The sequence below is a fragment of the Cohnella abietis genome (genome assembly GCF_004295585.1).
In the GTDB taxonomy this organism is placed as follows: Bacteria; Bacillota; Bacilli; order Paenibacillales; family Paenibacillaceae; genus Cohnella; species Cohnella abietis.
On sequence record NZ_AP019400.1, the window covers coordinates 2,275,400 to 2,287,736 of the forward strand.

A 12,337-nucleotide genomic window follows, 5' to 3' on the forward strand; every position below is an offset into this window, starting at 1 on the left:
AGGAAAGGAGTGGCTCTAATGGCAATGGAACAACGCTCCGTATCTGCGGAACGCGGCGCTCTGGTTTCCCTTTGGGGGCTACTCGGCTTGTTTGTAGTAAAAGGCACGGTAGGTTGGCTGACAGGCAGTAAGGCTTTGCTAGCAGATGCTTGTCATTCGGCTGCAGACTTTGCAGGGTCAGTGACCTCCTACCTTGGTATTCGCAAAGCAAAGGTGGATCCGAATGCGAAGGCTTCCTCCAGGCAACAGCCGGAATCTGCTGCAGCAATCGTTCTGTCGGCTTTGCTGCTTGTAGCAGGGATTGAGGTTGGGGTTTCTTCAGTTCGATCTCTAGCTAATGGTGTAGACGAGGCTCCAGGTGTTAGTGCCGTAATTGTTATTGCTGCGGGTATCGGAGTTAGAGAAGGTCTCATTCGGTATAAACGGGTTCGTGATATCCGTTCAGGGATACGCGGAGATAGGAATGGAGACAATCGCTCAGATATATTTGCTTCCATAACTGCCTTAGTCGGAACTTCTGGCGCTGTTATCGGGGGCATGTACGACATGCCTTTTCTATACGTATTAGATCCTGCAGCAGGGATTGTCATATCCGTATTCGTTGTCAGGATGGGGTATCGCATGACATCCGGAGTTCTTAGATCCCCTGATCGCTATAAGATGGACGACACAGATGCTCAAACCCTGCTTGAAGCGGTTCAACGGGTAGACGGTGTTGTTGCCGTGGACGAGGTGAAGGCTAGGGAGCACGGGCATTATCTCGTATTAGATATCGTTATATGTGTGAACCCAAGAATTAGCGTGTTTGAGGGACAGGATGTCGCTCATCGCGTACGGCGTCATTTAACGAAACGGTTTATACATGTTATGGATGTTAATGTGAAGGTACAGCCCTATGATCCTGGTTATCCTTATAAATCAAATCATCACGAAGAGGAAGTTTCTTCTCTTCTACAATGATTTACATTGCTTTAACGAGCCAAACAATCCGCCGCCAATAGTCGGCGGATTGTTTGTTGTGTAATTGGACTTGGAAAGGAGACTTATGATGATCAAATCCAAGTATAGATGGGATATTTCGGAGCCTAATCATGATTTGGTTACGTCTTTCATGCAAGGCTTAAAGGTTGACCGATTAGTGGCGAGTGTTCTCGTTGCCAGAGGATGGAGCTCATTGGATCAAACGGCTCATTTTCTCCAAGCTGACATAGAGCATTTGTTAGATCCTTTTGATATGAAGGGAATGGCGGTCGCAGTAGAGCGAATAAAAGAAGCCGTTCGCAATGGAGAGCAGATTCGTGTGTATGGGGACTATGATGCTGATGGCGTAACGTCTACCGTTCTTATGACTCGTTTACTTAGTGAATTAGGGGCTACCTATGATACTTATATTCCGCATCGTAGCCGAGAAGGTTATGGGCTTAATATTAATGCGATAGATTTGGCTGCTGAAGCCGGTATCCGATTGCTTATAACGGTTGATAATGGGATTAGCGCGGTAGAGCAGATTGCTTACGCTACGCAAAGAGGGATTGATGTTATCGTTACGGACCATCATGAGCCCCCGGAAGTATTGCCAGAGGCGATAGCTCTCGTAAATCCGAAACAGAAGGATTGCACTTATGCCTTTAAAGGACTATGTGGTGCAGGAGTCGTATTCAAGCTTGCGCATGCGATGCTTGGACGTCCTATGCTTGAATACGCAGATTTGGCTGCAATTGGTACGATTGCGGATTTAATGCCGCTTACAGGTGAGAATCGAATTATTGCCCGTCTAGGGCTGGATTTAATGCGCCGTCAGCCTAATGCTGGTATTCGAGCACTCTCCAAGGTTTGTGGCATTAAACCTGAGGAACTAAACAGCGGTCGCATCGGATTTTCTCTGGCTCCAAGGTTAAATGCAGGGGGACGGCTAGAGCATGCGGATACTGCCGTGAAGCTTCTTGCTGCTACTGGAGATGAAGAAGCGGATTTGTATGCGGCAGAGCTGGATAAGCTGAACAGTGAGCGTCAATTATTGGTTGAGCAAACGGTTATTGAGGCAGATGAGCTGTGGCAGAGCATCTGTCAATTAGAGGGAAGCACGAAGAGGAATGTAATTGTTCTCGCTAAGGAAGGCTGGAACGCAGGAATTGCAGGGCTTGTGGCCTCTAAGCTTGTAGAACGTTATTATCGCCCTGTTCTTATTCTTGCTGTTGATGAGTCGACAGGGCTGTGCAAAGGCTCTGCGCGTTCAATAGACGGCTTTGATCTCTATGCCGCATTGTCCGAGAATGCAGAGCTCATGGTGCATTTCGGTGGACATCAGGCTGCTGCGGGATTGACTATTTCCCGGGAAAAGGTAGATGTGCTTGCGGATAGACTGCATATTCTTGCAGAGCAATGGCTTAGCCCTGAGGATTGGAAGCCAAAGCGTCGGATTGATTTAAGTATTCCTTTATCCGAAGCCTCTCTAAAGGCTGTTGAGCAATTGGAACGCTTGGAGCCGTTCGGTAATGCCAATCCAAGACCACGTATCGTCATTCAGGATGTATTCGTTAGAGAAAGTCGTACAATGGGGAAGGACGGCAGCCACCTGCGTTTAACGATAGAGCAAGCTAATCAATCCATGGAAGTAGTAGCATTCGGAATGGGTGAGCAGCGAGATCGCTTGGCGCCAGGAACGATGATTGATCTGTTAGGAGAGCTATCGATCAATGAATGGAACGGTAATCGTAAGGTGCAGGTTATGCTCCATGATTATCGATCCCAGCATATTCAGTTACAGGACAGACGTAAGGATAACAAGATGTGGAGCACTGTTGAAGAGCATATTAATAATCAGTCATCAGGTCTTGTTATCGGTTGTGGCTCTAAAGCTATATTTCAGGAAGCTATTTCTCAATTTAGTCATACAGGAGTTCCGATTCGTTTATTATCAGAGAGTAGCCTCGATGCCCGTCTAGTTATGGAGACTGCGGTGGCATCAGAGGAGAATAGTGCAGAAGGCGCAAATCTGTTAGAGGAATGGCGACATTTAATATTACTTGGATTGCCTTGCACTCAGCAGGAGGTCAGTACGCTAGAGCAGTGGCTCTCTCCTCAAGTAGGCGGGGAGTGTGTTACCGTTTTTTCAGATTTAGCAACAAACCAACAGGTTACTGAGGGCAATGCAGCTTTCCCTGATCGAAAGCAATTTGGCGAAATTTATGCGATGTGTCGGGCCCGAGGATCGTGGCTAGACAGTCCGAATGGATTTGTTCAAGAAATAGCATTAAAGACGGGAAAGCCTTTATCCACTCTTCGAATGATGCTGGATGTATTCACGGAGCTTGGCTTCATCGCTGCAGAAGGGGCCTCTCGTAAGTTTGTTAAAGAGCCTCCCCGTAGAGACTTAGAGCAGTCTGAGCGTTATCGCAAAGCTCGGGAGCAATCTAATAGATTAAGATTATCAGAGATGACAACGGAAGAGCTACAGCAATGGCTGATAAGTTGTCATTCCAAGGTCCCATCGTGATACCGCGGAAGGGCAACCCTCTCTAGCCAAACGCCAAAGAAAAAGTGTATAATTCTGTCGTGTGTTATCGTTACGATTAAGCTTCATCCCTATAAAGGAGTATGATATCGTGGACTTCAAAGACTATATTCGTGTTATTCCTGATTATCCGCAGCCAGGCATACGCTTCAAAGATATTACGACCTTGCTAAAGGATGGTCCTGCTTATAAAGCTGCCATTGATGCGATGAAAGAGCTTGTAAAGGACAAGGAAATTGATCTTATTGCTGGACCTGAAGCTCGCGGCTTTGTTATTGGAGCTCCGTTGGCGCTAGCGCTAGGCATTGGCTTCATTCCGATTCGCAAAAGTGGGAAGCTACCTGGGGAAACGGTAGAGGCTACTTATGATTTGGAATATGGCAATGACCGTCTCGCTATTCATAGCGATTCGATAAAGCCTGGTCAGAAGGTATTAATCGCTGATGATTTATTAGCTACAGGGGGGACGATTGCAACCTCTATAGACCTCATCAAACAGCTTGGCGGGGACATTGTTGGTGCAGCGTTCTTAATTGAGCTTGGATATTTATCTGGACGCGATAAATTGTCCGGAATTGATGTTGTCTCATTAGTTACTTATTGAGTGTAGACAATACCTTGGTAGGTAAATAGGCATTTAAGCATAAGACGGGGCTTCTCTGGTCAGCAGACTATTGAGAGGTCCCGTTTATATTTGCTTGCTATGCAAAGTCTTACATTAACTGGCTGAAGGTTGACGTTTCCCGTCGCAAAGAGGCATAATGGTAGCAATAACTTCAGGGAAACTCGCGGTGGATGACGCCGGCGGAAAGGAATTTGGCATGGGCATGGAACTGCTTCTCGAGAAAGCTTCTACTTATATGAAAGAGCAAGATCTGCAGAAAATCCGGGAAGCTTATGAATTTGCCGAGGAAGCTCATCGCGGTCAGGTTCGTAAATCCGGTGAACCTTATATTTTGCATCCCGTTGCAGTAGCGGAAATCTGCATGGGCATGCAAATGGATGTCGTTACAGTTATGGCGGCATTGCTTCATGATGTCGTAGAGGATACGAACGTTACAGTCGAGGACTTGCGCAGTCGTTTCGGTGAGACGCTAGCTGGCCTAGTAGACGGCTTGACCAAGCTAGAGCGGATTCAATTCCAGTCCAAGGAAGAGCAGCAGAACGAGAACTACCGCAAAATGTTTGTGGCAATGGCGAACGACATTAGAGTTATTCTCATCAAATTGGCCGATCGGCTGCACAATATGCGGACACTTAAGTTCCAATCAGAGGAAAGCCAGCGCCGTATTGCTCACGAAACACTGGAAATTTTCTGCCCTATTGCGCATAGGCTTGGGATTAGTGCGATTAAATGGGAGATGGAGGATATCGCATTGCGATTCCTCAATCCCCAGCAATATTATCGAATTGCACATTTGATGAAGATGAAACGAACAGAGAGAGAGCTGCACATTACCGAGCTGATAGAGAAAATTCGGGAGAAGCTCGAGGAAATGGGCATTCAAGGCGATATTTCTGGTCGTCCGAAGCATATTTATAGTGTTTATAAGAAAATGTCTTCACGGAACAAGCAGTTCAATGAGATATATGATTTGCTTGCTATTCGGATTCTGGTTGACAATGTTAAGGATTGCTATGCCACGCTCGGTATTATTCATACTTTATGGAAGCCTATGCCGGGACGGTTCAAGGATTATATTGCTATGCCGAAGGCGAATATGTACCAATCTCTTCATACGACAATTGTTGGCTCCACAGGCGAGCCGACAGAGGTTCAGATTAGAACTTGGGAAATGCACCGAACAAGTGAAATAGGGGTTGCGGCTCACTGGGCATATAAGGATGGGAATAGCACAGGTGTGACACCAGGCAGTTTCGGGGATAAAATGAACTGGTTCCGCGAAATTATCGAGCTGCAGCAAGAAACAAGAGATGCGGCAGAGTTCATGGAATCGCTCAAAATGGATTTCTTTACGGATCTCGTATTCGTATTTACTCCTAAAGGTGAAGTGTTTGAGCTGCCTGCAGGATCAGTACCTCTTGATTTTGCTTTTCGCGTTCACACTGAAGTAGGTAACCGGACCATCGGCGCTAAAGTTAATGGCCGTATCGTTCCGCTGGATCATAAGCTTAAAACCGGTGACATTGTTGAAATTTTAACCTCGAAGCATTCTTACGGGCCGAGCCAGGATTGGTTAAAGATCGCGCAGTCCTCTCATGCCAGAACGAAAATTCGGCAATGGTTTAAGAAGGAGAAACGCGAAGAAAGCGTTGAAAAGGGTCGTGACCTGCTAGAGCGTGAATTGAAGCGGCTTGGCTTGGAGCCTCATGAATGGATGACGGATGACAAGCTTCAGGAAGCGGCTAAAAAGTTTACGTTTAACGACTGGGAAGACATGCTGTCGGCAATTGGATTCGGCGGGATAACAGCAGCACAAATATGTACGAAGCTGACAGAGAAGCTGCGGAAGGAAGCCGAAGAAGCGCAGCAAATTCAGCTGACTACCGAAGTGAAGGAAATGAAGGCTCCTTCCAATGGAGCCGAGAAACGTCGTCAGACACATGGCGTGAAAGTTAAAGGTGTTGACAATCTGCTCGTTCGATTTGCACGCTGCTGTAATCCGGTTCCGGGAGATGACATTGTTGGGTACATTACCCGAGGACGGGGCTTGTCCGTCCATCGTTCGGATTGCCCTAACATCCCTACGTCTGAGGACGGGGAAGAAGCAGCACGTGTCATTGAAGTAGAATGGGAAGCTACTGTCGAGTCAAACTATAGTGTTGAGATTGAGATTTTGGGTCATGATCGCCGGGGCTTGCTTAATGAGGTGCTACAAGCTGTTTCGGAAAGTAAGACGAACATTGCAGCTGTATCGGGCAGATCAGATAAGAATAAGATGGCTATTATGCATATGACGATACTTATCCGGAATGTAGATCATCTGCAATCTGTAGTCGATAAAATTAAACGTGTTAAAGATATTTTCTCCGTTCAACGGATGATGCAATAGAGCGGCGCAATGATATAGCATGTGGTTGACCGCCGTCGTGCAAGGTCACTCCGCCGTTGTGCAACGCCACAACGCTGTCGTGCAGCTTCCAACGCGCGCGTTGGAAGCTGTTAGTGTGTTGCGAAAATAGAAAGCCGGGGGTAAGGTAATGAAAGTTGTTTTGCAGCGGGTATCCGAAGCGAAGGTATCCGTCGAGGGTAAAGTCGTGGGAGAAATCGGCGTCGGATTAATGCTGCTTGTTGGATTTGGACATGAGGATGGCGAGCAGGATCTCATTTGGATGGCGGACAAGCTTGCTGGCTTGCGGATTTTTGAGGACGACGCTGGTAAAATGAATTTGTCCGTGGAGGATGTCAAGGGAGCGATTTTGTCGGTGTCCCAGTTCACCCTTTACGCGGACTGTCGTAAGGGAAAGCGTCCTAACTTCATGGCAGCTGCCAAGCCGGAAATTGCAGAGCTTCTGTATGAGCAATTTAATGAGCGTTTGCGTGGCCGAGGTCTTATAGTAGAGACGGGCAAATTCGGTGCAATGATGGATGTCTCTTTGGTGAATGATGGTCCGGTAACATTGATCTTAGATAGCCGGAACGGTTGAAAATGGCGTGATAAGGCAACACTACTTGTCGAACCCTTCTCTGAACTAGAAAGGAAGTCGGCAGGTTATGAGACAATCGCGCAAAGAAGCAAACTTAGAGTGGATGATGCGGGAAGGCTTAATACCTGAACGCAGAGAAGCGATAGCTTTGGCTAGTCAGATTCGCGAGGAATTCGGAAGCGAGCTGGGCTCTATCTCATCCGCGGGCGCTGCCCATGGACGACGTCATCCACCTGGTGGACGGGGGTAGTCAGATCGGCTAGGAGTTCGGAAGCGAGCTGGGCTCGAATTCATCACGGCTAGTCTTCTTTTGAGGCTGAGAAAATAACGTGTTGGCTATCCCTCTTGATTCATTTGATGAGTCGAGGGATAGCTTTTTTTTGATCTTTTTTGCCCATAATCCTCTATGTTTGTTGGGTAAAACTCCGCCAATTAACGTTTGTTTTCTGAGGATGGAGGAGGCTACAGCAAGTGTATTGTAGCAGCAAGGAGATAACGCTTACTTTTTTGTAACCTAATTGTAATCTCCCTATCATGCTTCCTTAAAGTAAATAGACTAATCTATAGACGACCCCCTTTTTCAATATATTTATAAAATGAACCTGTCGACATGTCGGCAGGTTATTTTCTGCCTTGCGACATTAAGTCGAAGGGCTACTGAGTAGTGAAAATCATGAACGACCCCCTCTATTGCTGCAAAAAATGATAATGAGAGTTGCACCAAGGAGAAATCCCACGTCATCGTCGCAAAATGCAACGATAAGAGCCAAGCTAAGGAGAAAGCCACCGTTATCGTCGCAAAATGCAACGATAAGAGCCATGCCAAAGAGAAAGCCACCGTCATCGTCGCAAAATGCAACGATAAGAGCCATGCCAAAGAGAAAGCCCCCGTTATCGTCGCAAAATGCAACGATGAGGGCCACGCCAAGGAGAAAGCCCCCGTCATCGTCGCAAAATGCAACGATAAGAGCCACCCCAAGGAGAAATCCCCCGTCATCGTCGCAAAATGCAACGATAAGAGCCACCCCAGGGAGAAAGCCCCCGTCATCGTCGCAAAACGCAACGATAAGAGCCATGCCAAAGAGAAAGTCCCCGTCATCGTCACAAAACGCAACGATAAGAGCCATCCCAAGGAGGACTTTCTTTTCTTTTTCACAAACATCCGCTCTTCGGGATAATCTCAGATTTTGATCCACCGATGCAACAATAACTTCGGTGAATAGCTGCTGGAAGCGACGTGGTCGGTGAACGGTGTACGATTTTTCAGGCAACGTGGGCTGGTAACGACTCGCTTGGTGGGTGGTGCACGATTTTTTTATGCAAGGTGGGCGGGTAATTCTAGCTTGGTTACTGAAGAGAAGGCGGCTTTGTGCTTGATTGGTAGGGATATGTTACTGCGAATTCAAACAAATGTAATGGGGTTACCCTAGTCGCACAAAAACAAAAACGCCGCACAAAAAATCCAGAGCATACAAAATCGAGAGCACGCCTTGACATGCTCTCGGCAACAGACTACAATTAATTACAATTGAAATTTGCCTTTAATTCTATGACAGGGAACAGTACTCCGGCCCCACGCCCCCAGAGAGGAAAGCCTTTTGGCTGCAAGCTTTCCGGCGATGATTGGACGAACGACACCCTCGAGAACCTGATGTGAAAGACACTGGCTCATTATTGATGACCTAGAGTCAATTAGCATTAAGGCGTAGCCGGGCGTTAACCGGATTAAGCGCAAGCTGTGTAACGACGTTTCTTGGAACGGATAGCACGGTTTGAATGACGGGTGGCACCGCGGGAGCATATAAAACACGCTCTCGTCCCTGACGATCTTAGGATCGTTATGGGACGAGAGCTTTTTTGACGATTCAGAAAGTATAAAATTCGTATACTTATCCTGAATCGTCTCCGACACAAACGTGATCGCCGTGAAAGGGACGGCATTAGCCGTTTATGCTTGTACGATCAGAAAGTATAAATTCCTATGTCTGTATACTCATCTGATCGCTCGATACAAACGTGTACCGCCGTTCAACGGACGGCGAAGCCGTTTACTTGTTTTCTGGAGAAGGAGTGATCGTAATGAATTTTCAAAAACCACCAGGTACGCAAGATATTTTGCCTGGGAATTCGGAGCTATGGCAGTACGTAGAGAATACCGCACGCGACGTCTGTCGGCGTTACGGTTTTAGCGAAATCCGCACTCCAATATTTGAAGCGACGGAGCTGTTCAAGCGCGGAGTAGGCGAAACTACAGATATTGTAGAGAAAGAAATGTACACTTTTGAAGACCGCGGCAAGAGAAGTATGACACTGCGACCAGAAGGTACAGCAGGTGTTGTTCGTTCCTATCTAGAGAATAAGCTTTTTGGAGAGCCTGACTTGTCTAAGCTTTATTATATCGGACCTATGTTCCGATACGAGAGGGCGCAGGCAGGGAGATATCGCCAGTTCCACCAATTTGGCATAGAGGCCATCGGTTCGGCAGATCCTGCTCTGGATGCAGAGGTTATCGCTCTCGGGTACACCTTCTATCGTGAGCTCGGGCTTACTGGAGTTACAGTAGACTTAAATTCTGTTGGTACGCCAGCTGTTAGAGCAGAGTTTCGTGAGAAGCTACTTTCTTTTCTAACGCCAATAAAAGATACCCTGTGTAAGGATTGTCAATCACGAATGGAACGAAATCCACTTCGGGTGCTTGATTGTAAAGTGGATCAAGACAAGTTCGCGGATGCTCCTTCAATCGTGGACAGCCTCGACGAGGAATGCCTAGCTCATTTCTTGCGGGTACGCGAATGCTTGGATGAGATGGAAATACCGTATAATCTCAATTCTAGATTAGTTCGTGGATTGGACTATTACACGCACACCGCTTTTGAATATAAAGCTCAAGGCATCGGTGCTATTGATACCATTGGCGGCGGTGGTCGATATAATGGGCTTGTATCTGAATTCGGTGGGGATAATCAGCCTGGTGTTGGGCTTGGCTTAGGCTTAGAAAGAACGCTGCTATTGTTAGAAAGCCAAAAAGTTAAAACTAATGTAAACAGTGGCATTGACGTTTATATCGTTGCTCTCGGGGAACGGGCGGAAAAGGCAATACCAGCTTTGCTGCAGCAGCTACGGAATGCGGGCTTATCTGCGGAACGAGATTATCTTGGCCGTAAGACAAAAGCGCAATTCAAAGCAGCTGAGCGCAATGGAGCTCGATTCGCGGCAGTGCTTGGAGATGACGAGCTGGAGCGCGGGGAAATTTCCTTAAGGGCAATGACGTCAGGAGAACAGCAGGCGGTTAAGCTGGGTAGTCTGGCTGAAGCGATAAAAACATTTACTTTCACAGATGAAAAGGGGAACAACAAATCATGATGCTCAAAAACATCGATTGCGGTAAGTTATCCAAGGAAAACGTAGGTCAAACGGTTATTTTGAACGGCTGGGTTCAAGGCTGGCGAGATTTCGGAGGTATTCTTTTTATAGATCTCCGTGACCGTACAGGTATTGTGCAAATCGTCTTCAACCCTGAATTCTCTGGTCAGGCATTGGATCTTGGAAGCCGTGCGCGTAATGAGTTCGTTCTAGCTGTAAAAGGTAAAATTGTTGAACGTGATCCAGCTACATTTAATCCAAACCTTGCAACCGGTGAAATTGAAGTTCAGGTTGTAGAAGTGGAAATCATTAATGCTGCGAAAACACCACCATTCCCGATTGAGGATGGAGTAGAAGTGGACGAGTCGCTTCGACTGAAATATCGCTACCTTGATTTGCGTCGTCCGGAAATGCAGAAGACGCTCCTGCTTCGCTCTAAAGCGACTAAAATTTTCCGTGACTTCTTAGATGATAATGGTTTTATTGATGTGGAAACACCGATTCTAACGAAGAGTACGCCGGAAGGCGCGCGTGATTATTTAGTGCCAAGCCGGGTTCACCCAGGTGAGTTTTTCGCATTGCCGCAATCTCCGCAATTGTTTAAGCAATTGCTAATGGTCGCTGGTATTGAGCGCTATTATCAAGTTGCTCGTTGTTTCCGTGACGAAGATCTTCGTGCTGACCGTCAACCAGAATTTACGCAAATCGATGTTGAAACCTCCTTCCTATCACAGGATCAGCTTCTTGGTATGATGGAGGAATTGATGTCCCGTTTGTTCCGTGAAACAATCGGCGCTGAAATCGCAACTCCTTTCCAACGCTTGACTTACCATGACGCTATCCATAAATATGGCTCCGACAAGCCAGATTTGCGGTTTGGCCTTGAAATTGAAGATGTTACGGATATCGTCAAGGAAAGCGAAGTTAAAGTATTCGCCTCTGTTGCAGCTTCAGGCGGTGTCGTAAAAGCATTAAATGCTAAAGGCTGTGCAGGCTGGAGTCGTAAGGAGCTAGATGAACTACAACCGTTCGCTGCTCGTTATGGTGGTAAAGGTATTGCGTGGATAACTGTTAAGGACGGCGAATGGAAAGGTCCGATCGTTAAATTCTTCAAGCCAGAAGAAATTGCAGCCTTAACTGAACGCTTAAACGTTGAGGATGGAGATTTGCTAACCTTCTCTGCAGACAAGCTGAAAACAGCTGCAGATGTCATGGGTAACCTTCGCTTGAAGGTAGGTAAAGAGCAGGGTCTCATCGACAACAAAGCATACAAATTCCTATGGGTAGTTGATTTCCCATTGCTTGGATGGGACGAAGAAGGCAAGCGTTTCGTAGCCGAGCATCATCCGTTCACTCGTCCAGTAGAAGAGGATGTTCCATTGTTCGATACCGATCCAGGTGCGATTCGTGCACAAGCTTACGATATCGTGCTTAACGGGTATGAAGTCGGTGGTGGCTCGATGCGGATCTACAAGCGTGAGGTTCAAGAAAAAATGTTCCAAGCGCTTGGTTTTTCCGCTGAGGAAGCCCAAGAGAAATTCGGCTTTTTCCTTGATGCTTTCGAATATGGAACGCCTCCACATGGCGGTATAGCTTTTGGTTTAGACCGTCTAATCATGCTGCTAGCTGGACGTACAAACTTGCGGGAGACGATTGCATTCCCGAAAACCGCAAGCGCTACGGATCTGTTAGTTGATGCACCGTCCACTGTTACTGATCGTCAATTAGATGATTTGCATGTCCGTCTATCTGCTAAGGCTATCGCTGCTCAAACGAAAAATACTGCGCCTGCTGAAGGAGTCGCTGAGTCGGGCGAGCCTGCTGCTGAGATCAAAGGTTAATTAAAGGAGA

At 46.9% G+C, this 12,337-nt stretch carries 9 protein-coding genes; 8 read left to right on the top strand and 1 reads right to left on the bottom strand.

All coding sequences use genetic code 11. The features are described from left to right. Positions 1–18: 18 nt before the first annotated feature. The 6 genes from KCTCHS21_RS09705 (at position 19) to KCTCHS21_RS09730 (ending at position 7,373) form a co-directional block, all read left to right on the top strand. Positions 19–960, top strand: coding sequence for a cation diffusion facilitator family transporter (locus KCTCHS21_RS09705; protein WP_130607189.1), 942 nt, complete (start codon positions 19–21; stop codon positions 958–960). A gap of 85 nt (positions 961–1,045) precedes the next feature. Further along, positions 1,046–3,496, top strand: coding sequence for a single-stranded-DNA-specific exonuclease RecJ (gene recJ, locus KCTCHS21_RS09710; protein WP_130607191.1), 2,451 nt, complete (start codon positions 1,046–1,048; stop codon positions 3,494–3,496). Positions 3,497–3,605: 109 nt separating this feature from the next. Further along, on the top strand, positions 3,606–4,118 hold the full coding sequence (locus tag KCTCHS21_RS09715) for an adenine phosphoribosyltransferase (RefSeq protein ID WP_130607193.1): 513 nt from the start codon (positions 3,606–3,608) through the stop codon (positions 4,116–4,118). A gap of 217 nt (positions 4,119–4,335) precedes the next feature. After that, positions 4,336–6,528: a RelA/SpoT family protein gene (locus KCTCHS21_RS09720; RefSeq protein WP_130616433.1), complete on the top strand. Its 2,193-nt coding sequence runs from the start codon at positions 4,336–4,338 to the stop codon at positions 6,526–6,528. A 148-nt stretch (positions 6,529–6,676) separates the two neighbouring features. Beyond that, positions 6,677–7,123 carry a D-aminoacyl-tRNA deacylase gene (dtd, locus tag KCTCHS21_RS09725; protein ID WP_130607195.1) on the top strand — a complete coding sequence of 149 codons (447 nt, stop codon included), beginning with the start codon at positions 6,677–6,679 and terminating at the stop codon, positions 7,121–7,123. A gap of 67 nt (positions 7,124–7,190) precedes the next feature. After that, on the top strand, positions 7,191–7,373 hold the full coding sequence (locus KCTCHS21_RS09730) for a hypothetical protein (RefSeq protein WP_130607197.1): 183 nt from the start codon (positions 7,191–7,193) through the stop codon (positions 7,371–7,373). A gap of 421 nt (positions 7,374–7,794) precedes the next feature. Here the strand turns inward: KCTCHS21_RS09730 and KCTCHS21_RS09735 are convergent, their stop codons facing one another. Further along, a complete protein-coding gene (locus tag KCTCHS21_RS09735; RefSeq protein WP_130607199.1) occupies positions 7,795–8,394 on the bottom strand; it encodes a hypothetical protein in 600 nt (199 codons plus the stop codon). A gap of 808 nt (positions 8,395–9,202) precedes the next feature. Between KCTCHS21_RS09735 and hisS the strand changes: the two genes are divergently transcribed. Next, the gene (hisS, locus tag KCTCHS21_RS09740; protein WP_130607200.1) at positions 9,203–10,486 is read left to right on the top strand and encodes a histidine--tRNA ligase; all 1,284 of its coding nucleotides are present in this window, start codon (positions 9,203–9,205) and stop codon (positions 10,484–10,486) included. Then, complete coding sequence (gene aspS / locus KCTCHS21_RS09745; protein ID WP_130607202.1) at positions 10,483–12,327, top strand: aspartate--tRNA ligase; 1,845 nt, start codon at positions 10,483–10,485, stop codon at positions 12,325–12,327. Before hisS ends, aspS begins: the two co-directional genes overlap by 4 nt. The last annotated feature ends 10 nt before the right edge of the window (positions 12,328–12,337 follow it).

What these genes read in the sequence shown, in the direction of transcription:
- dtd (WP_130607195.1), top strand. Translation starts at nt 6,677, where the DNA reads ATGAAAGTTGTTTTGCAGCGGGTATCCGAAGCGAAGGTATCCGTCGAG.
- hisS (WP_130607200.1), top strand. Translation starts at nt 9,203, where the DNA reads ATGAATTTTCAAAAACCACCAGGTACGCAAGATATTTTGCCTGGGAAT.
- KCTCHS21_RS09720 (WP_130616433.1), top strand. Translation starts at nt 4,336, where the DNA reads ATGGGCATGGAACTGCTTCTCGAGAAAGCTTCTACTTATATGAAAGAG.
- KCTCHS21_RS09730 (WP_130607197.1), top strand. Translation starts at nt 7,191, where the DNA reads ATGAGACAATCGCGCAAAGAAGCAAACTTAGAGTGGATGATGCGGGAA.
- KCTCHS21_RS09705 (WP_130607189.1), top strand. Translation starts at nt 19, where the DNA reads ATGGCAATGGAACAACGCTCCGTATCTGCGGAACGCGGCGCTCTGGTT.
- recJ (WP_130607191.1), top strand. Translation starts at nt 1,046, where the DNA reads ATGATGATCAAATCCAAGTATAGATGGGATATTTCGGAGCCTAATCAT.
- aspS (WP_130607202.1), top strand. Translation starts at nt 10,483, where the DNA reads ATGATGCTCAAAAACATCGATTGCGGTAAGTTATCCAAGGAAAACGTA.